The organism is Geminocystis sp. NIES-3708 (genome assembly GCF_001548095.1).
GTDB lineage: Bacteria > Cyanobacteriota > Cyanobacteriia > Cyanobacteriales > Cyanobacteriaceae > Geminocystis.
Window position 1 is genome coordinate 3,701,507 of sequence record NZ_AP014815.1, and the last position, 25,843, is coordinate 3,727,349.

At 32.5% G+C, this 25,843-nt stretch carries 26 protein-coding genes and 1 tRNA gene; 7 read left to right on the top strand and 20 right to left on the bottom strand.

Annotation, left to right across the window (positions count from 1 at the left end; genetic code table 11):
- Positions 1 to 70: 70 nt before the first annotated feature.
- Positions 71 to 1,276, bottom strand: a complete 1,206-nt coding sequence (locus tag GM3708_RS16200; protein WP_066349059.1) for an argininosuccinate synthase — start codon at positions 1,274 to 1,276, stop codon at positions 71 to 73.
- A 204-nt stretch (positions 1,277 to 1,480) separates the two neighbouring features.
- On the opposite strand from GM3708_RS16200, the gene GM3708_RS16205 reads away from it, so the two are divergent.
- Positions 1,481 to 1,554, top strand: a tRNA-Asp gene (locus tag GM3708_RS16205).
- A 540-nt stretch (positions 1,555 to 2,094) separates the two neighbouring features.
- Positions 2,095 to 2,517 carry a MerR family transcriptional regulator gene (locus GM3708_RS16210; protein WP_066349060.1) on the top strand — a complete coding sequence of 141 codons (423 nt, stop codon included), beginning with the start codon at positions 2,095 to 2,097 and terminating at the stop codon, positions 2,515 to 2,517.
- 143 nt (positions 2,518 to 2,660) lie between these two features.
- Here the strand turns inward: GM3708_RS16210 and dcm are convergent, their stop codons facing one another.
- From dcm to GM3708_RS16230, 4 genes are all read right to left on the bottom strand, one after another.
- Positions 2,661 to 3,659, bottom strand: coding sequence for a DNA (cytosine-5-)-methyltransferase (gene dcm / locus GM3708_RS16215; protein WP_066349062.1), 999 nt, complete (start codon positions 3,657 to 3,659; stop codon positions 2,661 to 2,663).
- Positions 3,647 to 5,065 carry a protein NO VEIN domain-containing protein gene (locus GM3708_RS16220; protein WP_066349064.1) on the bottom strand — a complete coding sequence of 473 codons (1,419 nt, stop codon included), beginning with the start codon at positions 5,063 to 5,065 and terminating at the stop codon, positions 3,647 to 3,649. The genes dcm and GM3708_RS16220 overlap by 13 nt, the downstream gene beginning before the upstream one ends.
- Positions 5,066 to 5,083: 18 nt before the next feature.
- The gene (locus GM3708_RS16225; RefSeq protein WP_231932992.1) at positions 5,084 to 6,160 is read right to left on the bottom strand and encodes a DNA cytosine methyltransferase; all 1,077 of its coding nucleotides are present in this window, start codon (positions 6,158 to 6,160) and stop codon (positions 5,084 to 5,086) included.
- A gap of 479 nt (positions 6,161 to 6,639) precedes the next feature.
- Positions 6,640 to 6,882 carry a helix-turn-helix domain-containing protein gene (locus GM3708_RS16230; protein ID WP_066349065.1) on the bottom strand — a complete coding sequence of 81 codons (243 nt, stop codon included), beginning with the start codon at positions 6,880 to 6,882 and terminating at the stop codon, positions 6,640 to 6,642.
- A 472-nt stretch (positions 6,883 to 7,354) separates the two neighbouring features.
- Between GM3708_RS16230 and GM3708_RS16235 the strand changes: the two genes are divergently transcribed.
- Positions 7,355 to 7,711 (top strand): Spx/MgsR family RNA polymerase-binding regulatory protein, encoded by a 357-nt coding sequence (locus GM3708_RS16235; protein WP_066349066.1) that lies wholly within the window; start codon positions 7,355 to 7,357, stop codon positions 7,709 to 7,711.
- Between the two features lie 49 nt (positions 7,712 to 7,760).
- Positions 7,761 to 9,041, top strand: coding sequence for a molecular chaperone DnaJ (locus tag GM3708_RS16240; protein WP_066349068.1), 1,281 nt, complete (start codon positions 7,761 to 7,763; stop codon positions 9,039 to 9,041).
- Positions 9,042 to 9,104: 63 nt separating this feature from the next.
- Here GM3708_RS16240 and GM3708_RS16245 read toward each other — a convergent pair whose 3' ends face one another.
- The 15 genes from GM3708_RS16245 to GM3708_RS16315 form a co-directional block, all read right to left on the bottom strand.
- Positions 9,105 to 10,052 carry a F0F1 ATP synthase subunit gamma gene (locus tag GM3708_RS16245; protein ID WP_066349070.1) on the bottom strand — a complete coding sequence of 316 codons (948 nt, stop codon included), beginning with the start codon at positions 10,050 to 10,052 and terminating at the stop codon, positions 9,105 to 9,107.
- Positions 10,053 to 10,145: 93 nt separating this feature from the next.
- The gene (atpA, locus tag GM3708_RS16250) at positions 10,146 to 11,651 is read right to left on the bottom strand and encodes a F0F1 ATP synthase subunit alpha (RefSeq protein ID WP_066349072.1); all 1,506 of its coding nucleotides are present in this window, start codon (positions 11,649 to 11,651) and stop codon (positions 10,146 to 10,148) included.
- A gap of 157 nt (positions 11,652 to 11,808) precedes the next feature.
- Positions 11,809 to 12,360 carry an ATP synthase F1 subunit delta gene (atpH, locus tag GM3708_RS16255; protein ID WP_066349074.1) on the bottom strand — a complete coding sequence of 184 codons (552 nt, stop codon included), beginning with the start codon at positions 12,358 to 12,360 and terminating at the stop codon, positions 11,809 to 11,811.
- A gap of 4 nt (positions 12,361 to 12,364) precedes the next feature.
- On the bottom strand, positions 12,365 to 12,889 hold the full coding sequence (locus GM3708_RS16260) for a F0F1 ATP synthase subunit B (RefSeq protein WP_066349075.1): 525 nt from the start codon (positions 12,887 to 12,889) through the stop codon (positions 12,365 to 12,367).
- A 161-nt stretch (positions 12,890 to 13,050) separates the two neighbouring features.
- The gene (locus tag GM3708_RS16265; protein WP_082714171.1) at positions 13,051 to 13,527 is read right to left on the bottom strand and encodes a F0F1 ATP synthase subunit B'; all 477 of its coding nucleotides are present in this window, start codon (positions 13,525 to 13,527) and stop codon (positions 13,051 to 13,053) included.
- 196 nt (positions 13,528 to 13,723) lie between these two features.
- Positions 13,724 to 13,969, bottom strand: coding sequence for an ATP synthase F0 subunit C (gene atpE, locus GM3708_RS16270; RefSeq protein WP_066349078.1), 246 nt, complete (start codon positions 13,967 to 13,969; stop codon positions 13,724 to 13,726).
- 251 nt (positions 13,970 to 14,220) lie between these two features.
- A complete protein-coding gene (atpB, locus tag GM3708_RS16275; protein WP_066349079.1) occupies positions 14,221 to 14,976 on the bottom strand; it encodes a F0F1 ATP synthase subunit A in 756 nt (251 codons plus the stop codon).
- Between the two features lie 50 nt (positions 14,977 to 15,026).
- On the bottom strand, positions 15,027 to 15,485 hold the full coding sequence (locus GM3708_RS16280; protein ID WP_066349529.1) for an ATP synthase I: 459 nt from the start codon (positions 15,483 to 15,485) through the stop codon (positions 15,027 to 15,029).
- Positions 15,486 to 15,598: 113 nt separating this feature from the next.
- Complete coding sequence (locus GM3708_RS16285; protein ID WP_066349080.1) at positions 15,599 to 18,094, bottom strand: EAL domain-containing protein; 2,496 nt, start codon at positions 18,092 to 18,094, stop codon at positions 15,599 to 15,601.
- 103 nt (positions 18,095 to 18,197) lie between these two features.
- Complete coding sequence (locus tag GM3708_RS16290) at positions 18,198 to 19,376, bottom strand: class I SAM-dependent methyltransferase (RefSeq protein WP_066349084.1); 1,179 nt, start codon at positions 19,374 to 19,376, stop codon at positions 18,198 to 18,200.
- Positions 19,377 to 19,457: 81 nt separating this feature from the next.
- Positions 19,458 to 20,042: a chromophore lyase CpcT/CpeT gene (locus GM3708_RS16295; protein WP_066349085.1), complete on the bottom strand. Its 585-nt coding sequence runs from the start codon at positions 20,040 to 20,042 to the stop codon at positions 19,458 to 19,460.
- Between the two features lie 8 nt (positions 20,043 to 20,050).
- Positions 20,051 to 20,704, bottom strand: a complete 654-nt coding sequence (locus GM3708_RS16300) for a HEAT repeat domain-containing protein (RefSeq protein WP_066349086.1) — start codon at positions 20,702 to 20,704, stop codon at positions 20,051 to 20,053.
- A gap of 203 nt (positions 20,705 to 20,907) precedes the next feature.
- Positions 20,908 to 21,192: a hypothetical protein gene (locus tag GM3708_RS16305; RefSeq protein ID WP_066349087.1), complete on the bottom strand. Its 285-nt coding sequence runs from the start codon at positions 21,190 to 21,192 to the stop codon at positions 20,908 to 20,910.
- Between the two features lie 93 nt (positions 21,193 to 21,285).
- Entirely contained in the window at positions 21,286 to 21,879 is a 594-nt protein-coding gene (locus GM3708_RS16310; protein WP_066349089.1) for a DUF3177 family protein, read from the bottom strand.
- 123 nt (positions 21,880 to 22,002) lie between these two features.
- Entirely contained in the window at positions 22,003 to 22,227 is a 225-nt protein-coding gene (locus tag GM3708_RS16315; protein WP_066349091.1) for a Calvin cycle protein CP12, read from the bottom strand.
- Positions 22,228 to 22,418: 191 nt separating this feature from the next.
- On the opposite strand from GM3708_RS16315, the gene GM3708_RS16320 reads away from it, so the two are divergent.
- The 3 genes from GM3708_RS16320 (at position 22,419) to accD (ending at position 25,829) form a co-directional block, all read left to right on the top strand.
- Positions 22,419 to 23,636, top strand: coding sequence for an ABC transporter permease (locus GM3708_RS16320; protein ID WP_066349093.1), 1,218 nt, complete (start codon positions 22,419 to 22,421; stop codon positions 23,634 to 23,636).
- Positions 23,637 to 23,981: 345 nt separating this feature from the next.
- The gene (locus GM3708_RS16325) at positions 23,982 to 24,815 is read left to right on the top strand and encodes a photosystem II manganese-stabilizing polypeptide (protein ID WP_066349095.1); all 834 of its coding nucleotides are present in this window, start codon (positions 23,982 to 23,984) and stop codon (positions 24,813 to 24,815) included.
- Positions 24,816 to 24,941: 126 nt separating this feature from the next.
- The gene (gene accD, locus GM3708_RS16330) at positions 24,942 to 25,829 is read left to right on the top strand and encodes an acetyl-CoA carboxylase, carboxyltransferase subunit beta (RefSeq protein ID WP_066349097.1); all 888 of its coding nucleotides are present in this window, start codon (positions 24,942 to 24,944) and stop codon (positions 25,827 to 25,829) included.
- Positions 25,830 to 25,843 lie beyond the last annotated feature (14 nt).

The window sequence follows — 25,843 nt, forward strand, 5'->3', positions numbered from 1 at the left end:
AAAAATATGTATTATTATCTTCTACCTTTATTAATTATTAATTATTGATTGTTAATTGTTAATTAATTGTTTATGATCTGTTTTTTTCAGCCCACACTCTAGTGGATAATCCCCAAATATAAATAAAACCTTCCGCCGCTTTATGATCAAATTTATCATCACCACCATAGGTAGATAAATCGGGACTATATAACGAATAATCTGATCTTCTACCAACAATAGTAGCGTTACCTTTAAAAAATTTAATTCTAACAGTACCACTTACTCGTTTTTGGGTTTCATTGATGAAAGCATCTAAAGCATCTTTGAGGGGGTTATACCACAAACCTTCATAGATTAAACGACTATACATTTCATCCACATGACCTCGTTTATAGTGAGTGACATCACTGGTTAATGTAAGGCTTTCTAAATCTTCATGGGCTTTAACCAAAACTAATAACGCAGGAGCTTCATAAATTTCTCTGGATTTAATTCCTACTACTCTATTTTCAATCATGTCAATTCTACCAAAACCATGATTACCAGCAATTTCGTTAACTTTGGTAACAAGAGCAACAGGAGATAAACCTTCACCATTTATGGCTACGGGAATACCTTTTTCAAATGTAATTTCTACATATTCAGGTTCATTAGGGGCATCAGCAACGGATTTTGTTAAAGCATAGACTTCCTCTGGAGGTTCAGTCATAGGATCTTCTAAAGGTCCTGCTTCAATACTACGCCCTAATAAGTTACGATCAATACTAAAAGGAGAAGATTTTTTAACAGGTGCTTCAATACCGAATTTTTCGCCGTAGGAAATGGCTTCTTCCCGACTCATACCCCATTCTCTAGCGGGGGCTAAAATTTTGATATTAGGATTTAAAGCGGTAATTCCCACATCAAAACGGACTTGATCATTTCCTTTTCCTGTACAACCATGGGCTACTGCATCAGCACCATATTTTTCCGCCGCTTCTACCAACAATTTTGCAATTAAAGGACGAGCTAAAGCCGTAGAAAGGGGATAACGATTTTCATATAACGCATTGGCTTTAATAGCAGGAAACGCATAGTTAACCACAAACTCTTCTGTCGCATCAGCGACTAAAGACTCTACAGCACCACATTTTAAGGCTTTTTCTTGAATAGGACCTAATTCTTCCCCTTGTCCTAAATCTGCCGCTAGGGTGATAACTTCTTTAACCCCCCATTCCTTCATTAGATAAGGAATACAGACGGAGGTGTCAACCCCTCCAGAATAAGCTAAAACGACTTTATTAGCACGACTCATAAAATTTACTCTATTATCGATAGAACTAAGTGGTTATTGTAACAATAAGAGTATTTTTAACCAATTAAAAGTCAAGATTTGCATACTTTTTTTTGATAACCCTGATATTATCTACTATTTACCGTTTGTTTAAGAAAATTTTAAAATTTATATTGACAATTGTTTTTAAGTTCGTTAACATAGAACACGTGAGTCAAATCAAATGGGATTGTAGCTCAGCTGGTTAGAGCGTCCGCCTGTCACGCGGAAGGTCGCGGGTTCGAGTCCCGTCAGTCCCGTCTAATAAATCAATATGTTTATAGTTTATAAAATAATAGTGTTGTACAATAACAGATTATTTGTCATTGGTAACAGATTAGTGTCGTCTTAACAAATTAAATGACGTGATAACCAGTTAATTTCATCTAATTAGGAACTGACGGGACTCGCTTTCAATTCTCAAATAGAATTCTTCCTTGCTCGGAAGTTATTTGCTAACCGCTATAGCAGTACACTTAGATCTTTGTTGCTGGGAGTGCGTCTAGTTTCTATCCCCGTAGATAGTTAGCATCAGGGCAAGTAATTAGCAGGAGCAGAAAGCAAACTTCTAGGAAAAAGTAAACTACTCCTCATTTTCCATAGAACAGAGGTTATGAAAACTGGATCTACGGCACTGTTAATACTATAAACCCTAAAGAAGGTATTTTCTTATTTCAACATACCGTATTCGTTGAGTATCTAAGGATTAAACAACATTGAATAGTTACCTGAGCCATTGCTTACGTCATTGTTTAATAAAATGTAATTGTATAATAGCAAATCATTTTATAATTCTGCTTATGAAACAGGAATTATTTTTTAGTATTAAAGATATATCATTAATTACGGGTTGTTCCCTCCGGCAATTCCAGTATTGGAAGGAGAAGGAGATTATTGTGCCTTTTATTATGGGGACAGGTACGGGAAAGACAATCTACTATTCTTTTGTGGAGTTGGTAGAGGTGTCGGTAATGGTATATATGCTTTCTGTTGGTTTGAATTTAGAGATGGCACAAAAAATCCTCAATGATTTGAGGGAAAAAGAGCCATCATTTACCGATGCGGACTTTAAGAAGCGTTTTATGGTAATTGCTCATGATGGTAGTGTTGAGTTATTGCCTTATCAACGGGAAGATGCGATCGCACTTTTAGAAGAGGGGAAGGCGATCGTGCCTTTGTGGATTGATCAAATTCATCAAAAATTAACAGAGAAGGTGGGTTGAAGTGAGCAAAAATGAATCTCGGTAGTCCTGTAGATGTAGTGATTTGAAAATGATTGGATAATAGTTTCAGAGCAGAAAATCACTACTTGTACACCACTACCATTTGATTTATTATCAATTGATTGCGCTTAATAAATTCCATTTTAAGCACACTCAAGAGAGTATTTTTGTTTTTCTTCTTCTACTATTAAGTTAATTATTTGTTGTGAAATATGCCACATTAAAACAGGCGGAACAGCATTGCCAATCGCTTTATATTGACGATTTTCGGAAACCACATCTAATCTAAAATTATCAGGGAAAGACTGTATTCTAGCTGTTTCTCTTGGTGTGAAACGCCTATATAATTGACCTTCTTTTAAAACAGGATCTGTGCTATTTAAACTAACTTTGGCTAAATGAGCACTAATAGTATTACAAGGCTCATCAATATTTTGTACCCTTCCTTTATTCATCGTTTCTTTTGCCTTTAGCATTCCATCAACTGCTTTCTGAGAAAAGAAATATTTATCTTCTATTTGCTCATCTAAAACTAATTTAAGAGGTATTTTATTTCTGGTGGTTATTGGTTGAGGAAATTGAAATTTAAAACAATCTTCAAAATGTTTAAATCCGATAATAAAAACTCTTTCTCTTTTTTGAGGTATACCATAATCAGAGGCATTAAATACTTGATAAGAAATGTTATAACCGACTTTTTGAAATTCTTGAATAATCAAAGGAAAAGCCCTTTTTTGATTAGCGGATAAAATTCCTTTTACATTTTCAGCGATAAAAAATCTCGGCTGTTTTTCTTTTAAAATTCGACATATTTCAAAGAATAATTGACCTTTTTCATCTTTTATACCTAATCTAGGGGGATTCTGCGCAACAATAGAAAATGATTGACAAGGAAATCCGCCCATTAAAATATCGTGATTAGGTAGCTCTTTTTCATTAATGGTTTTTATATCCCCCAACAAACAATTATGTTGAAAATTTGCGTTATAAATTTCAACGGCAGAAGGATCATTATCGATAGCATAAACAATTTCTGTCGGCAATTTATGATAATTTTGGTTCAAGTATTTAAAATTACCTAGTATGCCCAAGTCCATGCCACCACAACCGCTAAAAAGTGATAATACTTTTAGTCTATCCATAATAATAATTGCTCTTTTTGAGAAGATTCCTCCGTAAATGTTATGTCAGCACCGTCTTTAGGTGACATTGTTATTTTATTAGACTTATATAATCCAACTGGATCTTGAATTAAATGTAATTCTCTATTTATTTTTGATATTGCAAGTCGATAAACATAATATCTGTCTTTTAATGATTCTGCAGTATTCCATTCATTCGGCGTTAAGTGAAAACTAAAAAAATTAATTTTTTTATTACTAATGGTTGTTTTTACTTCTATATATCTTTTTCTTTCATCAAGTTCTACAGATTGAATATCATAACCAACAGCAAATTGTGTCGGAATTTTTTGAATTAGATGGAGTAAATCTTCTCTTTTTCCTAGTTTTATCCTCATTTTTTCATGTCCTAAAACTAATCCTTCTCCGAAATCACCAATTTCCTTTGTTTTTATTTGTACCCCTTGTTCAAGTTTGCTTTCAAATTCATTAATAGAGTCTAAAACCAAATCTTGGTAAGTAGTTGAATCAACACCTAAATACTTATATAAATCTGTCTTGAAAATTTCTTGATCTAATTTAGAATTAACGAAATAAAACCAAGCATCATTTAATGATTTAATATCACTAATATTTAAGTTTAATTTTTTATAAAGAGGAATATAATCTAAAAATATTACTTCATTTTCAATAAAAGAGACAATCACCTCTTGATTCTTATTGTTTAGATAAAATTTATTGCCGTGACAAACTAATAAATCGGCAATAACCATGTAATCTAAAATATCACCTGCATATCTAATTACATCACCTGTCCAATTATAATTAATATTATTTTTTCGATTATGAATGACTAAATATGCCGTATTTTTTGGTTTTCTGGGGTTATTTTGACGAGTTACCCGTAAATCGTTAAATATACAATGAGTGGCTTCTGCTTTATCTATGTAAAATCTACCTTCAGTTATTTTTTCGCCTTCTTGTAAGACTTTTATTAGGTAACTAACTGGTTTAAAAAGTATTCCTTGATTTATATAATCTAATATTTCATGAGGCTTTAAATAACCACCAGGATACTGAAAATAAAATAAAAAGTATTTAAAAAATTCTACTAAATCCTGATTTTCGCTAAGTCTAAAAGCTAAGTTAGAAGGCTTACTTTTTTGATTTATAGAGTTGGTTTCAATTAATCCAAATAGAGCAGAAATTTCTGTCCTCCAATTATTAATAGTTTTATCTTTTTTGTTAGCATTTCCAGGGAATAATTTAATAGCATTATTCATAGCTTTCGCAAATTTATCAATTGGCATTTCTGACAAGTTACTTAAACAAGTTGCCATGTAAATTAAGACATTTTCAACATCATTTTTAAATCGAGGTCTAATTTGATGAAGTCTATAATAATATTTATTAGGTATATGATACATAATTATTTTTTTGTTTTCTTACAAAAAATTATAAATAGATTCTGCTAGGGCTTTCGCTAATAAAGGAGGTACTGCATTACCCACTTGTCTATTTTGATTTGTTTTGTTGCCCATAAAGCGAAAAGAATCAGGGAAAGACTGTAATCTTGCGTGTTCTCTAACTGTAGGAACTCGATTATATTTATAGTGAAAATAATGACGATGTCCTGTATCAATTGTATTAGAAGGTTTTTTGCTGTGATACCTTGTCCATGCAATATTAAAATTTCGTGTTTTTTGTAATTCTAGTGGTAAATTTTTATAATTACCACCTTCGGGAACAAGTTTAATAGTTTCAATTATCTTAGGACTGTGTTTTGTTGCAATGTGATTGTAGATTAACTCTGAATTATGTCGCATTAGTTTTTGATATTCCGATTCTGGATTAGTAGGATAATTCATCCCTTCATAACCTACTTCATTAATTAAAGAAGGTAAATCAGATATAGCCATCTCACAAGTAATATAATCTTTTTCCTTTAATTTGACTTCGGGATAAATAAAATTTTTTCCATATATATTTCCTATAAAAAAAACTCTTTTTCGTATTTGAGGAACGCCATAATCTGAAGCTAGTAAAATTTTATCTTGAACGTGATAGCCCAAAATATTCATTTTTTCTTTGAATAATTCTTTAGCTTTACCTTTGTATAAATTAGTAAAACCAGTAACGTTTTCCAGCACAAACATTTTAGGTCTTAAATACTTTACAAATCGAATAAACTCTAAAAATAAATTATTTCTATCATCTTTAAATTCTCTTTTTCCCGCGATAGAAAAACCTTGACACGGTGGTCCACCTATCACTAAATCTATCGAACCATATTTTTCAATTATTGATTCAGGATTAATATTTCTTATATCTTCATGGAAAATACTAATACTAGGCTTGTTAAATTTCAGTGTTTCTAATGCTTTTTTATCATGATCAATTGCTAATTTTATTTCAAATTTATTAGTTAATTCAAAACCATAGCTAAGACCTCCACAGCCAGAGAATAAATCTACAACAGTGTATTTTTTATGTTTTATTTGTTTTTGAATATTTATTTGCACAGATCTTGATTGATTGGGGCAATATCATTGTATGTTAATTTTTGGTTAATATTAACTATCTTTCTTCATCTCGATCTAGGCAAAAGGAATAAAACTAGGAAACTTGAATCTTGCCCCACAATTGGGACATTCCGATAACAGTTTCATTTGATGTCGATCATGCCATGCACTGATCCGCTTTGCTGCACGCACCTATAAATCTCCTTATACTGCCATTCCATTTTATGATATGGTTTGTTTTTCCCCATAACAAACAGAACAAAGACGAATGAGAGTCATTTTCATAGGGGCAGAAGGAAACATTGTTTGTAAGGTTGCCATTTTTACTTGTAGAATCTCACTTAACTTCTGTAACTCTTCAGGGGAAGTAGACTGAGAACCTCTCCAACCAGAACTTCTAATTCTTTTTTATTTTCTTTCTCCTCAATAATATGATTCAAAATTCGATAAATAATCATGTGAGAGGGTTGTTTAATATCCTAATTTTTGGGTTGGGCAACTGCGCGTAAATAAACTTGTTTAGGAGTCATTGATTTACTACCTTTGTTTCCTTCACGATAGGTTTTAACAATGAAATCCTGTAAGCGTCGATCAATAGGATAAAAACCTTTATCGGTTCGATTATTTTGAGCAATACCGACTAAACCATTTTCTTGCCATTGCTTAACGTATCTTTGGATAGTTCTAACTGACTTATTCAATTGAGTTGATGCTTGTTTCAACTTTTCTCCGTAGGTTTTTCGTACAGCTACGCTGTGCTTTCGGTGGCTCAAGGTTGAAGTAAATCTTCAATGAAATGAGCGATTTTTTGTTCTTCAGGAGAAAGTTGGGAGATCAACTCTGGAGAATCAGAAAATTGATCATCGATGGTCATAACGTTTCCAATAATATTCAATAAAATTACAATAGTTTTATACTAATTTTAAGACATTTAATTTGTTATTTCTAGGGAAAATGACACTTAATTTGTTAATCTAGTTTAAGGTGCGATCAAGATCATCTTTTGTGGAGTTCTGGGGTATAATTATTATTGCCATATAAAGATTTGAAGAGTCTTATTATTGGACGACACTAATTCATTATAACGTCATATATTTGTTATTGTACAATAATAATGTGATAATTTTATATTAATTATTTAGTTGACATTATCAAAGATAATATTTAACTAACTATAAAAAATCGATTCAAAAAATGACACTTTTAGTTTTTGGGATTCCTAACTGTAGTACTTGCAAAAAAGCCTTACAATGGTTAGACGAAAATAATGTTGAATATCAATTTATTAATACTAAAGAAAATCCACCAGATATAAATACTATTGCTAGTTGGGTTAAGTCTCTTGGGGTTAAATCTATGCGTAACACTTCTGGATTGTCTTATCGTGCCTTGGGAGAAGAAAAAAATTCTTGGACGCCAGAGGAATGGGTGATTGCTTTTTCTCAAGATGCAATGTTACTAAAAAGACCTTTATTTGTTAAGGAAAATGAAGCAGTTTTAGTCGGATTCAGAGCCAATGAGACGGTAAAAAAAAATATATTGTGTAGTTAAAATTGATGATATATTTTGAATAAAGATTAGTCGCAATATCCTTGAAAAAATGGATAATTTAACCCTTGAAGAATGTTATAAAATACTGAATCTTTCTTCAGAAGCAACATTAGAAGATATTGAAGCAAGTTATTATAAACTTATTGGGGACAAATTAAAAACCAATAATAAACAAGATTTGGTTGATTTAAAACAAGCTCATTCTCAATTAATAGAATATTATCAAAATAACGAAGAAAAAAAAGCTAAAAAAGAAAAAAACCGTTATCAATCTTTTTTAGAGAAGACGATTAATAAACAATTAAAAGATTTAGGAATCAAAGTAAAAGTAGAATCTAATCCTAATGATTTACAAATTATTTTTAATAATATTAAACCAACTAAAAAAGTAGTTATAACTAAATTAATTTATGATATTCTTCATCAAACTCTAAAGGATTCAGAAATTTCTGTTGTTATTTCTAGTATGGATTATAACAATAACTTAATTTGGCAAGAAAAAATCATAATTTGTACAGGAATTTATGCCTATAAAGCCTATAAATATAACACAAATATTCTCTTAAAAGAAGCGGAAATAAATACTAATACTTACGGTTTACCTTTTGCTTTTTTGATTGCCTTTGTCGTTAATTTTATTGATCCGTTGGCGTGGTTTATCAGTATGTGGATTCATGAATTTGGTCATGGAACTGTAGCATGGCTTTCTGGTTATCGTGCAATGGTAACGTTTGCTGGAACAATTATCTCTCCTAATCGTTCATTTTTTGTTTATTTAGGTCTTTTAATTCTGATTAGTTTAACCTTTTATCATGGTTGGAAAGAACAGAAAAAAAATACTATGATTGGTTGTGTTATTTTAGGTATTGTTCAATTTATTTTAACATGGAAAATCTCTTATTCTACTTATGAAATGTTATTATATTTTGGAGGAATTGGTGGCGAATTTTATTTAAGTACTTTATTAATTATTGCTTTTTATTGGCGTTTACCTAAGAAATTTTATTGGGAATTTTGGCGTTTTTTTGCTTTAATAATTGGTGCAGTTACTTTTTGGGGAAGTTTTACAAAGTGGCATAGAATTGCTAGAGGTAAAGATCAAATTCCTTGGGGCACTTTTTGGGGAGGAAGAGGAGATTCTGGAGGGGATTTGAACGTTTTAAATGATATTGGTTGGAGTATTAATAAAATTATTAATATTTATAATACTTTAGGTTTTATTTGTTTATTAATTATTGTTAGTACTTATCTTTATTATTTATGGAAAAGTAATCCTGTTTTTCGTTTAAAAATTAATCACTATTTTTTCACAAATAACATAAATAAATAGGGCTTACGGAAAAAGCCTTCCTCTATTAGAGAAAGGCTTAATTTTGTTTTAATTCTTGATAAGTTAACCTAAAGCATTTGCACCAGATACCACTTCAAGAATTTGTTGAGTAATAGATGCTTGACGAGCTTTGTTATAAGAAAGAGTCAAGGTTTTCATTAATTCTTTAGCATTTTCACTAGCATTACTCATAGCAGTCATTCTTGCCGCTAATTCACTGGCAGCAGACTCTTGTAATGCTCTCAATAATTGATTATTGATGTATAAGGGTAAAAGAGAGTCAAGAATTTGAACTGGATCTTGTTCAAAAATCATCTCTCTAGGAAAGTTATCCACCGTGTTAGCAATGGTTTCTCTTTCAACTTTAAACGCACCACCACGCACTGTTAAACGGAAAATTTCATCGTCTTTAACTTCTAAACCTTGGGGAGTTAAAGGTAATAGAGTTTGAATAACTGGTTCTGAACTAATTAAAGATACAAAACGAGTATAGATTAATTCTACCCGATCAACATTATTAGAAAAAAAGAAAGATAACAATTCGTCAGCCATTGCACCGGATTCTTTTGCCGTGGGAATTTGTTCTAAACCAAAATATTTTTGAATGATTGGTTCATTTCTACGTTTAAAATATTGATTCGATTTTCTTCCTACCGTTACATAAGTGTAGTTGATGCCTTGAGCTTTTAATTCTGCAGCCCTTTGTTCTGCTTTTTTGATTACGTTAGTATTGTAACCACCACATAAGCCACGATCACCTGTTACAACAAATAAAGCAACAGTTTTAACTTCTCTTTCCTTCAGCAAAGGCAAGTCAACATCTTCAAAGCGGAGACGATTTTGTAAGCCGTAAAGAACTTGTGCTAAAGTGTCCGCAAAAGGGCGGGTAGCTGTAACTTGCTCTTGTGCTCTTCTAACTTTCGCCGCCGCTACTAGACGCATCGCTTCAGTAATTTTTTTTGTATTTTTTACTGAATCAATGCGATCGCGTATCGCTTTTAAATTAGACATAATATTAATTGATAATGGAAAAGATCGAATTGAAAATGTTACTCAAATCAGGTGGGCAATGCCCACCAAAAAATCAAAGAGTAATCAATTAAATTAAGCTGAGAAAGCCTGTTTAGTTTCGACGATCGCTTCTTTCAATAAGGTTTCAGCTTCGTCCGTTAATTTTTTCTCATTGCTAAGAATTTCCACAAATTTAGGCTTATTATTTTTGATGTAGTTTCTTAACTCAGCCACGAATTCTACAACTTTGTCCACAGCAATATCATCTAATAAACCGTTGATACCACTATATACTTGGGCTACTTGTTCCCAAATCGCTAAAGGAGAATTTTGAGGCTGTTTAAGTAACTGACGTAAACGTTGCCCTTTGGCTAATTGTGCTTGAGTGGCTGCATCTAAGTCAGAAGCAAATTGAGAAAATGCTTCTAATTCTGCAAACTGAGCTAGTTCTAATTTTAATTTCCCTGCAACCTGTTTCATCGCTTTGGTTTGAGCCGCAGATCCCACACGAGATACGGAAATACCAGCGTTAATCGCAGGACGGAAACCAGAGTTAAACAAGTCAGAAGATAGGAAGATTTGACCATCAGTAATAGAAATTACGTTGGTAGGAATATACGCAGATACGTCACCAGCTTGGGTTTCAATGATAGGTAGTGCAGTCATACTTCCACCGCCTAATTCATCGCTGAGTTTAGCCGCTCTTTCTAATAAGCGAGAGTGTAAGTAGAATACATCTCCGGGGTATGCTTCACGACCGGGAGGACGACGTAATAATAATGACATCTGACGGTAAGCCTGAGCCTGTTTGGATAAGTCATCATAAATTACGAGAGTTGCTTTACCTTTGTACATGAAGTACTCAGCGATCGCAGCTCCAGTGTAAGGTGCTAAATATTGTAAGGTTGCTGGATCGTTAGCGTTAGCCGCCACAACTACGGTATAATCTAAAGCACCTTTTTCTCTTAAGGTATCCACTACGTTAGCAACGGTGGAGGCTTTTTGACCGATGGCAACGTAAACACAAATTACGTCTTCGGATTTTTGGTTAATGATGGTATCAACAGCAATGGCAGTTTTACCTGTTTGTCTGTCACCGATGATTAACTCCCGTTGTCCTCTACCAACAGGAATCATCGCATCGATCGCAGTAATCCCAGTTTGCATGGGTTCACAAACTGATTTACGAGCAATAATACCGGGAGCAGGAGATTCGATTAAACGAGTTTCAGAGGTAGCAAGTTCCCCTTTACCATCAATAGGACGAGCTAAAGCATCTAAAACTCTACCGACTAAGGCTTCGCCAACAGGAATTTGAGCAATTTTTCCAGTAGCTTTAACGTTACTACCTTCTTGGATGCCGATACCGTCACCCATTAATACAACCCCTACGTTATCAGCTTCTAAGTTAAGGGCGATACCAACAGTGCCATCTTCAAATTCTACAAGTTCACCGGACATGACTTTATCCAAGCCATAGACACGAGCGATACCATCACCTATCTGTAACACTGTGCCAACATTAGAAACTTGAACCTGTTGATCATAAGATTCAATCTGTTGGCGAATAATACTAGCAATTTCGTCTGGTCTGATCATATTCCTTTATTTTTAGCGACTTATATTTAAAAGTTTGCTTGTTAATACAATTGATCTTTTTACTAAACTTTTTACAGTTTATTTTTATGTGTAAAGTTTGTAGTAAATCTTTTCGGATTGTTATGAAAATAACAACTGAAGTTGTCACTACTGAACTTTAGTTTCCACCTAGAACACTAAGACTAATACGACGCAATTGCCCTTTCAGACTAGCATCATACACTTGAGAACCGACTTTGATGATTACACCACCAATAATATCAGGATCAATTTTAGTCTGAATCTCCACACCAGTAGCACCGGTAAGATTTTTAATCTTCTCTACTAATTTTTCTGCATCGCCTTCATAGAGTCTCACTGCAGACGTAACTTCAGCTAAGACAACGTTATTCAACTTACGCAGAATTTCGAGATATTTAGCTAAAACACCTTCAATAAAACCTATACGTTTTTTATCTACCAATAACAACAAAAAGTTGAGCAAATAAGGATTAATTTGCCCCGTTATTTGTTTGATAATAACTTTTTTGTCCTCACCTTTCACCAATGGACTAGCAAAAAATGTTTTTAAATCTGCTGATTCTCGGATTAATGTCAATAAATTACGGACATCTTCACCAATTGCCTCAGTAACATTTTTTTGTTCTGCTAGGGACATTAGGGCTTCAGCATAAGGCTCTACTACTTCGGCGGTAATAGCACTTTGCATAAATTTAACCTCCTAATTGGTCAACCGCACGACTAATGAGCTTACCTTGAACTTCATCAGTCAAAGTTTCTCTTAACTGCTGTTCAGCCTTTTCGAGAGCTAATACAGCAATTCTTTTTTTCAAACCTGCTACTACTTTCGCCCTTTCGGAGTCTAACTCTTGTACGGCAGTAGCTCTCATTCTTTCAATGTCTTTTTGTCCTTGTGCCAAAATTTCCGCCCGTAGTTTTTCGGCGGTGGACTCTGCATCAGATTTGATTTTTTGAGCCTTAACTTGAGCTTGGTTTAAGTTTTCTTTTCCTTCAGCTAAAGCCTTAGCAGCAACGGAAGCACGATTTTCCGCTTCTTGAATTTCTTCAGCGATTCTATTGCTTCTTTCTGTGAGAATATTACCCACAATTTTTCCACCATAGACTACTAACAACCCAATTACGATGATTAAGTTGATTAAGTTAGAGCCGAGAATATCTGAACTTATACCAAATCCGCCGGCAGTTTCTTCCGTGGCTAGATAAAATAAAGTCACCATAAATTAATATTTAGTGGAATTAGGCTTATATATGGGATAGAGTCTTCAGTCATCAGTATTAAGTAACGAGTATGATCATAAGCTAGAAAATTAATGATCTTCTTGTCTTTGATTTTCTTTAATCTTTCCTAATCCTGATATCTGACTCTTTTTTCCCTTGATTATTTTACAAATTCAAGTCCGACGACTTTCTCAAGAATCTGTCTAGTTAAGGTAGTGACTTCTTGTTCTAGGGAACTTAAAGCCGCTACTCTTTCTGCTTCAATTTGATCTGAGGCTTTTTGACGCTCAACAATTACTTCTTGCTGTGCTTGTTGTACCTGATCTGATACAATTTTTTGAGCTTCAGATTGTGCAGTAGCTATAATTCCTTGAGATTGTTTACGGACTTCTTTTAATTCTTGTTCGTATTTTTGAGCAAGGGCGATCGCCTCTTGTTTCTGTTTTTTGGCTTGATCTAACTGACCTTGAACATAATTTGCTCGGTCATCAATAGCCTTACCTAAAGGTTTATAAAAGAGGATATTGAGTATTGTTGCTAACAGTAAAAACTGAATTGCCATTAAAGGCAAAGTCGCATTAATATCAAATAATCCACCTTCTGCGGTTTCAGCCGCCAATAATATGCATTGTGTCATCATAATTTGACTTAGGGGCAGAATTTATTTGTTCCGTTTTTTTAATCTGCAATTATGCTTAGAAATATTACTGCAATTGTATATTTTGTTCAGTACTTAGGCTTTAGGCTAGGTTTCCTTGAAGAAAATACCTTAAATACCTAAAACCTAATAACTGAATTCTTTGCTTTGGGTTATCCTAGATCTAATTAAATTATTAGGCGAAAGGATTGGCAAATAATAATACTAATGCAACAACTAAACCATAAATAGTTAACGCTTCCATGAACGCTAAACTGAGAAGTAAAGTACCACGAATTTTACCTTCAGCTTCAGGTTGACGAGCGATACCTTCTACTGCTTGACCAGCAGCTGTACCTTGACCAATACCAGGTCCGATAGCTCCAATACCAACAGCTAAGGCAGCAGCGATGACGGAAGCAGCAGCGACTAATGGATCCATAATTCTTTCTTTTTCCTTTTAATTAATTTAGTACAACAAAAAATTTAGTTTTTGGTTTAAATAAGAGAATTGATTGAGCAATCTTTCTCTTATGTTAGTTAATCACACAATGGTCATTAATTTTATCCCAAAAAGTATTTAACTATATTTTGGGTTTTTATGATAGTCAGTTGGATAAAATTCCGACTTATTTTTATTAACACCAAGTTAAATAGAGGTTGGTAGAGTTTTACTCATGAATCCAACCTACTCTAATCGTGGTGTTCTCCCCCATGAGTTTCCATAGCTTCTCCAATATAGGATGCGGCTAGGGTAGCAAAGATTAAGGCTTGGATAGCACTGGTAAATAATCCTAATACCATTAAAGGTAAAGGAACGATTAAAGGTACTAATAAAACCAATACCCCTACAGCTAATTCATCCGCTAAGATATTACCGAATAAACGGAAACTTAGGGAAAGAGGACGAGTAAAGTCTTCAATAGCACGGAAGGGAACCATTATAGGAGAAGGCTGTGCATAATCAGCAAAGTAACCTAAACCTTTTTTACTAATCCCCGCATAGAAATAAGCTAAGGATGTTAATAAAGCAAATGCGACGGTAGTGTTGATGTCAACAGTAGGAGCGGACAACTCTCCTTCGGGGATTTCGATCAACTTCCAAGGAATTAAAGCCCCAGCCCAGTTAGACACAAATATAAATAAAAATAATGTGCCGATAAAAGGTACCCAAGGGCGATATTCTTTTTCACCAATTTGCTCTTTCGCTAAACCACGTAAGAAATCAAGGACGTATTCCATAAAATTTTGGAAACCCGTCGGGATTCTTTGGACATTTCTAGTAGCAACAAATGAAGCAATAAGAAGAACACCAATGACGAACCAAGAGGATAGAAATACTTGTCCGTGTATTTTGTATTTACCGATCTCCCAGTAAAAGTGTTCCCCAACTTCGATAGCTGCTAAGTTAACAGAGTTGAATAAATTTATTGTGTTTGCAAGTTCCATTGAACAAGATTTTTCCTGATTTTAGGAATCTTTGACAATTTATCATAAAATTAGCCATTTTGTTCTGATTTATTTAGATTACCCCATAAACTCATGGGTAAAATATAAAAAAGAATAGCGGCTTTGTAAGTCATGAAACCGAGAAAAATCGGAATCACTTGTAATTGTTGCCTTTGAGTAGCAACGATCATCAAACCAGCGAAAATAGCTAATCGTGTTGCACCAATACTTCTTTTTGATGTTCCAACTCGTTCTACTTCCCGTGACAACATATTGACGTAAACCAAACTGAAGCAACTTCCTAATAAATAATTTAGGCTCGTATTGAAGTTATAAAAACATCCAACTAAAATAAAGCTAATTACAGCGATTGTAATAGTTCCGATTAAAAGATTATTCCGAAGTTCATAGAACTCTTTCATAGAATCTTTCATTTTTTCGGGTGCATTATTCTCAACTTCAATGGTTTGAGATATAATTGTCGTTTGGGAGGATTCAGAGTTGATCACTTTGACTGCCAGATTCACTGGGAATTACTGGTAGAAATTTTACCATGATAGCGATCAATGATGTTAATTTTTATTAATTTCTTTATTTTTTACTTTCTGATTGAGTTTTTCTATTAGAAAGAAAATTTTTCTTGGTACATCGATTCAATAAAATTAGTGGCATCTTCTACGGCTAAAGGATGGCTAAAATAGTATCCTTGCATCATCTCACACTGTAATTCTTTTAATAACGTTAATTGTTCTAAGGTTTCAATACCTTCCGCTACTACTTGTAAGTTAAATCCTTTCCCAAGAGTAAGAACAGCAGAAATAATGGCTAAATCTTCAGGTTCATTTGTTAATTCTTTTACAAAACTTTGATCTATTTTTATTTTATTGAAAGGAAATTTTTTTAGATACCCCAAAGAAGAATAACCTGAGCCAAAATCATCCATAGAAATAGAAATTCCTAAGTTTATTAGTTGATTTAATATATGTTGAGTTAGATCTGGATGTTCTATGATACTGCTTTCTGTTATTTCTAGTTCTAAATATTTTGGATCTAATCCTGTTTGTTTTAATATATCGTTGAAACGATTAACTAAATTTTGTTGTTGAAATTGTCTAGGGGATAAATTAACAGCTATTTTTAATGGTGGTAAACCTAAATTTTGCCATTTTTTATTCTGTGTACAAGCGGTAAATAAAACCCATTCTCCAATAGATTTTATTAAGCCTGTTTGTTCGGCTATGGGGATAAACTGGGCTGGTGAAACTTTGCCTAAGATGGGATGATGCCAACGAATTAAGGCTTCCATACCAATAATTTTTCCCGTTTTTATGTTAATTTGTGGTTGGTAATATAGTTCAAGTTGTTTTTGTTTAATCGCTTCATATAAATATCCTTCCATACGTAGTAATTCATTCTTTTTATGGTTCATTGAGGGGTTATAGTATTGATAATTATTCCCTCCTTGATCTTTCATTCTATATAAAGCTATATCGGCATTTTTCAATAATGTTTCTGATGTGTCGCCGTCTTGAGGATAAATAGCAATACCAATACTTAGATGACCATATAATTTATATTCCATTACTTGAAAGGGTTTTTTCAAGGATTCAAAAATTCTTTCAGAAACAATAGAGGCATCTTCAGATTGCTTGATTTCTGATAATAAAATAGTAAATTCATCTCCTCCCCATCGTGCGATTAAGTCGGAACTACGTAAACATTTTTTGAGTCTATATGCTACTGCTTGTAAAAATTTATCTCCAATATCATGACCTAATGTATCATTAATGTTCTTAAACCGATCTAAATCGATAAACATTACACCAAATTGATATTGATACCGTTCTGCACGAGCGATCGCCTTGTATAATTGTTCGTTGAAGAGATTACGATTGCCTAACTCTGTCAATAAATCGTGACAGGCTTGATAACGTAACATTTCTTCCGCCAATTTTCTTTCTGTAATATCACGAACTGCGTAGCAAATAAATTCTTTGGCACTATAATAAATTGTACTAATATTAACTTCTACATTAATTAAAGAACCGTCACTATTACGATGAATTGATTCTTGAGTCAAATTGAGACGATTCTTTTGTACTTTGCGAATAATACTATCAATAATATCAGCATCGGCTGCCATCAAATCATATAATTTTAGGGTAAGAATTTCTTGATTGGAATAGCCGATTAAACTACAATAAGCCTGGTTAGCTTCAATAATTTGTTTAGTAACAGGATCAACTAAAATAATACCTTCAGAAATTTGTCGAACAACTGCTCGATATTTTTCTTCATTTTCGATTAAGGCTTTTTCGATTTTATCTCGCTGATTAAAGGAAAAAATATAACTTTTTATCTGATTTTGATTTTCAATAAAGTGAGAGTATTGGGTAAAATAATTGTCCTTATATTTTATCTCTCGTAAACAAAAGTTTTTATTAGTATTTTTTAAATCTTCTTGTAAATTTTTAAGAAAAAGATTACTTTTAAAATCATTCCTAAAATCAGGAAATTTATCCCTAAAATAACTATTGGTATAAGTTATTTCTCCTCTTAAATTAATAGTAAAAATAGGACAATTTAATCTCGTATCTTGACTGTGTAAAAGAAAAAGTATTTCTTGTATAAAAAAGTTTTCATGTTCTTCTTTATTAGTTATAGTAATACTTGATTGTGATTCAGGAAAAATCCTCTCATCAATATTCTCATTTTCAAAATCTGTACTAATATATGGTATAGGAATCGTGATTTCTTCATCACTGTTAGAGTAGCAAGTTAAATAAATAACTTCTACTTCATTGCCACCGATGGTAATTTTATCTCCTGATTTTAATTCATGAGATAAAGATTTATTTCCATTAATAAATAGACCATTTGCACTACGATTTCCTTTTAAATCACCATCGATAATCCAAAATAATTCTTGTTGATTTTTATCTTTATATTTTACTGGTAGTATTGAACAATGATAACGAGAAACGGTAGGATGATGAATAACTATATTATTGCTTGAATGACGACCAATAGAATAGACTTCATTTTTTAAAATAATATTTTGTTGAATATCAGCATATTTAATTTTAATGACGTGTTGAATTTCTAATTCATCATTCATTGTTTATCCTCTCTATAATTCATTTTCAATGCCATATCTCATTCAAAAAAATTACTATTTTTATTTTACTCATACTATTTATTTTAAGAACAAAAATTATTGATTATTTATAGCTAAATCCTTTCAAAGTAGATTGATTTTGCAATAATGAGAGATTTTTACTTTGTAATAAAACACAAAAATTACCTAAACCTTCAGGATTAATTAAACTATGCAATTGTTGTCTTCTTTGCAATATTTCTGTTAAAGACATTTTACCATTGGATAATTCATTTAAACGATCGCCTAATCCTAAACTCATTAAAAATAATGCTTGTTTTGTGTATCCTAGATTACTTAAACCAAATAATTTTCCATATTCTTCTAAGACTGTAAAATTAGCATGACAAGTAATATCTTGATTACCAATATTGACATAAGGGTTATCATGATGACGATGTTGATAATAACATTTTAACGTGCCTTGACTACGTTGAGGATGATAATATTTTTGGGCGGAATAACCATAGTCAATAGTCAATAAATAACCTTGTTTTAATTTAGTAAATACTTGGTAAAGCCAGTCAATAGCTTGTAAATTTACTTCTGTTTGATAATTATCAGGATAAATATCTTTAGAAAAATGAATATCGATTATTTGAAAATAATTAGATATGTTTTCATGAGAAAGAGAATCGGTAATCGTAAATAATTTATTATTATTTTCAGTAATATATATTTCTTGTAATTTTTCTTGAGAATATCTTATTAAATGAACAGGCATGGCATCAATTAATTCATTACTAACAAAACAACCAGTAACTGAATTATCACCAAGAGAATTCCAATCTTTCCACTTGATTGAAATATCATCATTAAAATGCTCTAATAATAACTTTTCTTGTTGAAGTTTTAAAGTTTGAGATTTTTCAATAATAATATATTCAACATGAGAAGCAAAATCAGGATAATAATGAAGAATATAATTAATAATGGCAAAAGCTAAATTACCATTTCCTGCACCCATTTCTACTAATTTAAAGTTAGGTGGTTTACCTAAAACTTGCCAAAATTCTTCTAGTTGAATTGCTAATAATTCTCCAAAATCTGAAGATAAAGAGGAGGAAGTAAAAAAGTCTCCTTGGTTGCCGATAATAATTTTGTCTGAGTTATAATAACCATATTCTGAATCGTATAAACATAAATTCATATATTCAGCAAAGGTTATTTTTTTATGGGGAGAATTATTAATAATCTCAAAAATTTTTTCTAAAAATGGATTATTTTTACTAACAATATTCATCTAACTTATAATTAAAGTGAATGACTAATTTGGGCGAATACCATTCACCTCTGAGATAACAATTATTAATTACTAATTATTTTAAACTTCATGAGCAAAACTTTGTACTCTAGTAAAATGAAATGGTCCTGCAACTGAACCCCATAATAATTCATCAGTAATCAAGTCTCTTCCTCTATCAAAACTGATTAATTTTTCTTCATTGATTTCAAAGCTATTATCAAGATAAGATTCTTTTCCTTTTCTAACAACAATACAGGCTTTACCCGGTTTAACATAACCTTTAAAATGATCAATATTCCAATGGGCAATCATATCGCAACCATTCATTTTTTCAATATCATCAAGAGTTAATTCTTTTAATTTTTGTAAATTTCTCGAAGCACCATAAAATTTAGTTTCTTCTTTTAATTTATAATGTTCTAATTCTAAATGATCATCTACTGCTTGAATCTTGAATACTCTTAAGCGGTAAGGTTGACTAGGTAAAAAATCGTAGGCTTGTTCTAAAAATAAACTTATACCATCTAATAAAGACTCAGGTAATGGGCGCATACAAACTCTAATATGTGCAAAAAAAGGTGGATTATCTAATGCTTGTTGTTGGTTGCTAAAATCTGCTGCCATCAACCTCGCTAAGGCTTTAATATTAGTGGAATGACTCATTTAAAATGTTATTTATTATCTATTTTTTTCAATGCTAGTTTAGCACGGCTTTGAATGGTAATTTCGACATCTTCATTCATTATTCGCATCAAATTTTCTTTAATTTTATTACGCAAATTTTCCTGACAAAAATCAATAGCCTGATATAAATTCTCAAGGGAAACTACTGAAGCATAACGTACAACCCATTCACCATCATTTATAGTAATTAAAAGAGTATCTAAAATTTGAGATTGGGTAGAAATAATTTTTTCTGAGGGTAATTGATGCCATTGTAAACTACCTAAGCCCTTTGTCGCCGCCCGTCTAACACTTAAAGAAAAGTCATTAATCGCAGTTTTTATCAACAAATCTAACGCCCGAATATCACCAATTCCCGCAAAAATTCTTACAGCCCATGCTCTTGCACCATAGTTGTATTGATCTAAACTATGCCATAAAGGTTCAATGACAGAATCACCGATGGCAATTAAACCATCCGTAGCGGCAACCGCAGCACCCGGGTTATTATAACCTAATACTTGAATTAAAGTTGGTATAGCTTCTGTCGATTTACTTTCTGCTAATTCTTTGACGGCATCTAATAACTGATTCGCTGAATCGGCTTTTTCTACTGCCTCAATTAGTTGACTGATAGCTTTAATATTTGTTTGGGTATTCATAATGATTAATTTTAATTATGTGAAGAAAAAATTCTTGATGAGGGTAAAAGTTAAGAGAAATATTTATAGACGAATTTGAATAACTATAGTAATATTATATGAGTTTTAAGAAAAAACCTAATGAAAAAGGCAATAGGTAAAAAGCAAAACTAACAGTATCTTCAGTATATTTTTCTCATCATCGATTTTTCACAAATCATTTCTTATTTCTGGGACAAATTTAAAAATTCTGATGGTGTTAAGTTACCTTGAATATAATTGGGATTGATAGGGTTATACGGGCTAACTAAACGATCAATAGTGAGGATCTCAGCAGTAGATGATAACATAGGTAAATCAGGATCAAATTCTGTTGCACCACTTAAGTTACTGGAAAAACCTTTAAAAATCATAATCTCTATTTCTTCTTGATTATCTCTGGCTTTGACGATTAAAACCTCTTGAGGATTTTGTTGACTATAGGTTTCTAGTTGTTCAATAGTAATCATGACAGTAAATAAACACTGATAACAATTAATAGGATAATTTCTTTTTTTTTATTTTTTACCACTCATCTTTATCTACAAATCAAAAAAATTCACTTATTGTTCTAAGGCAATTCTACCCTGTTTAATGAGTCGAAAAGTTAAAAAGTAGAAAAAGTAAATACCATAAATAATTAAGCCTGTCATTCCTAAAAAGCCTAAAAATCCAGGAGTGGCATTAGGATGAAACCAAGTTTTAAAATGCCAAGGTGCTTCTAACCATACTCGACAAGAAATTTCAACACTAGCATCAGGGGAAAAAGCACAGGGTAAAAAAGGAATAAACGAGATCGCACTAATAGTACCATAGAAACTGATTGCCCAACGCCATGCCGTAACCATAAATTTCAGAGCAGTTTTTGGTAAATCTTTAATTTCATCGTTAATATCAACCCAAAACCATAAGCTAATGACTACAAATATATGAGCTAAAAACCATGCTAAATATCCCACTTGCCATACAGGAATAAATAAATAGATAGCAATAGCCATTAAACTAGCTACACGCCAAAAAATTACTAATAAACGTTGTATAGAAGGAATTTGAGCTAATAATCCCCAAATAGAGAGAATTAAAGGCAAAATTAAACATAATAAAATAAACAATTTATAATTAGTCCACACTAATGATTTTAGTAACGCTTCTTCCATAAAATAAATTAGATACTTAAACAAACTTAATTGTATCTCTAATGGTCAATTTGCCTCTGAAAAGCCACAAAAAAGGTGGGAAAACCCCACCTATCGAATTTATACCGTGAATCTATTGAAAAATTAATCTTCGTAAAGACGACATTCAGCAGCGTCTGGGTTATCATCACAATATTGCTCTAAAGATGTTTTATGAGGCTCATTGTCTTTTTGATGAGATGCTTCCGCCTGTAACTCTTCTACTGCATCCCAAGCAGCTGCACATTCAGGAGAGTCTTTTCCGTTGACATCACATACCTCCCTAGCTTCTTTTAATTCTTCTTGAATTTTTTCTTGTATATTCGTCATATATTTTAGATATTCCTTTGAATATTTTTCTTTATCCTTCTATAGCTTATAACAGAATTTTATTATTCGTTATCGGGAAATATCCCATTGCTATTTCAGAAATTATATCTTAATCTCAGAGAACTATAACAATTTTTTCGTTAAAATCACATTAGATTTTTTATTGTTAATTATTATATTATAGCCTGATCATGAAAATTACTGATAGCATCAAAATGGCTACTACTACTTTAATGGCTAACAAAATGCGTAGTAGTTTAACTATGTTAGGGATTATTATAGGTAATGCTTCAGTCATTTCTATGATAGGAATTGGACAAGCTGCACAAAAATTAGCTTCTGATCAATTTGAATCTTTAGGTGCGAATGTATTATTTGTCGTCCCCGGTAGTCGAGAATCTCGCCGTACAACTTTTGAAGTGCCTAAAACCCTTGTGTTAGATGATGCTGATGCGATCGCCACTCAAGTTCCTAGTGTTATGGAAGTTGCTCCACAAATCAACTCTCGTTTACTGGTTACCTATGGCAATAAAAATAATAATACCTCAATTGTCGGTACAACTCCTTCATTTTTAACTGTTCGTAGCTTTGATGTATCACAAGGCAGATTTATTAGTGAATCAGACTTACTGCGTAATAAAAAAGTAGTTGTTTTAGGTTCACAAATAGCAGAAGATTTTTTCCCTAACAATAACCCCATTGGCAAACGTTTAAGAATTAAAAACGTCTCTTTTGAAGTAATTGGCATTATGGAGTCAAAAGGCTCTTTTTTAGGCACAAATCAAGACGAAATTTTATATATACCTTTAACGACAATGGCAAATCAAATCGTGGGAAAAACTTCTAATTATGGACTAGAATTAAGCTTTATCTCTATTTCCGCTAGAGATGCTGAATCTATTGCCGCAGCTAGATTTCAAATTGAAAATTTATTACGTTTAAGACATAAAATTGTCGGAGAAGATGATTTTCGGGTAGAAACTCAAAAAGATATTCTTAGTATTGTTGGCACTGTTACTGGCGGGTTAACGATGATGTTAGGTGCGATTGCTGCTATTTCTTTATTAGTAGGTGGTATTGGAGTAATGAATATCATGTTAGTATCTGTAAGCGAGAGAACTCAAGAAATTGGTTTAAGAAAAGCGATTGGAGCGACAGAGAACAACATATTATCACAATTTTTGATTGAAGCAATTATCATCTCAGCCGTAGGTGGTTTCGTCGGCACAATAATAGGTATTAGTGGCTTAACTATTATTGGTTTAGTCTCTCCTTTACCTACTAATATCTCCATCACAACTATTTTCTTAGCCGTGGGAGTTTCTGGAGGAATAGGTTTATTTTTTGGAGTTTTACCTGCTAAACAAGCCGCAAAATTAGACCCTATTGTTGCTTTAAGAAGTGCTTAAAAAATAATGACAGAAGAAAATCTTGATATTCTTTTCAAAAAAACTTAAAAATATTAATTTTTGTAACAATTATTTAATAAAAATTAATGTTTAAATATGAAAATTTTGATCTTCAAGTTTCCCTATTATTTAAACTTTGTGCATCATTGAGGTAAAAATTCTTATGTTTAAATTAATGATTATAATTTTTGTAAATAAAGACTCTTAATTTGGTAAAGTAGATCACGATAATTCTAACTATACCTATTCTTAAAAATCCTAATCGATTAATTAGGAATCATAATTAGGAGTAAGTACAACTTAAGATTAAAAATTTAAAAGAGATTAACTGAGAGAGGTCAAATTATGAGGTTTCGCAACCTATTAGTAGCTTTCCTAATAGTATGTTTAGGATTCTTAGGTGCTTGTAGTGATGGTGCTGCTAAGGCTTATGATCCTAAATCTATCACCTATGATGAAATTCTTAATACAGGATTGGCTAACAAATGTCCAGAAATTTCTGAGTTTACTCGTGGTAGTATTGCTATTTCTAAAGATCAACCCTTGGCGATCTTAGATATGTGCTTAGAGCCACAAGAATATTTCGTTAAAGAAGAACCCGTTAATAAAAGACAAAAAGCAGAATATATACAAGGTAAACTCTTAACTAGAGATACAAGCAGTCTTGAACAAATCAGAGGGACTCTTTCTGTAGATGATAGTGGTGTTTTAACTTTAACAGAACTAGACGGTATTGATTTCCAAATCGCTACAGTATTATTACCCGGTGGAGATCAAGTGCCTTTCTTCTTCACTATTAAGAAATTAGTAGCTCAAACTGAAGCTGGTTTTACTGCTGTAAATACTTCTGCTGATTTTGTTGGTAAATTTAAAGTTCCTTCCTATCGTGGAGCATCTTTCTTAGATCCTAAAGGACGTGGTTTAACTTCTGGTTATGATAATGCGGTAGCTTTACCTGCTGGTGCTGATAAAACAGAATATACCCGTAATAACATCAAAAATGCTGATTCTTACCAAGGTGAAATCTCTTTACAAATTACTAAAGTAGATCAAGAAACTGGAGAAATTTCAGGTGTCTTTGAAAGTGAACAACCTTCTTCTACTGATTTGGGTGCAGAAGATCCTGAAGAAGTTAAAATTCGTGGTGTATTCTACGCTCGTTTAGAACCACAAGTTTAAAATGAACTAATAAGTAATAGGTTAGGATAGGCAATGGGTAATGGGCAATGGGCAATGGTTAAAATAAAGTTTAATTGTTCATTGTTCATTGTTCATTTTTCATTATTAATTGTCTTTTGTTAAAAAATGTCATTATTAGATTGGTTTGATAATTTAAGAAAATCTGAGCCGGAAATAAAACCCCAACAGGAAAGAGAAATTGCTGATGGTTTATGGACAAAATGTCCTGAATGCGGAGTTTTAGCCTATACCAAAGATTTACAAGCTAATAATATGGTGTGTTTAGAATGTGATCACCATATGCGTATTTTTAGTGATGAAAGAATTGACCAGTTAATCGATACTAAAACATGGCAACCTTTAAATCATCATCTTATTCCCACAGATCCTCTTCATTTTCATGATCGTAAAAGTTATGGCGATCGCCTTAAAGAATTACACGCTAAAACCCCTTTAACAGACGCAGTACAAACAGGTACAGGATTAATTGATGGTTTACCCATAGCTTTAGGAGTAATGGATTTTCGTTTTATGGGTGGCAGTATGGGATCAGTCGTTGGAGAGAGACTCACTAGATTGATAGAATATGCTACAGAAAAAACCTTCCCTGTGGTGATTATTTGTGCTTCTGGCGGTGCAAGAATGCAGGAAGGAATGTTAAGTTTAATGCAAATGGCGAAGATTTCAGGGGCTTTAGAACGTCATAGAGAGAAAAAATTGCTATATATTCCTATACTGACCCATCCCACGACTGGGGGAGTTACCGCAAGTTTTGCTATGCTAGGAGATTTGATTATAGCTGAACCCGGTGCAACTATTGGTTTTGCTGGAAGAAGGGTTATCGAGCAAACTTTGAGGGAGAAATTACCTGATGGTTTCCAAACTTCTGAATATCTTTTACAGCATGGTTTTGTTGATGCCATTGTGTCTCGTACGCAACTAAAAAAGACTTTGGCACATCTAATTAGTTTACATCAACCTTTTTATCCTATTAATTTAGGCATAAAAAATTAGTAAAGATGAATCAT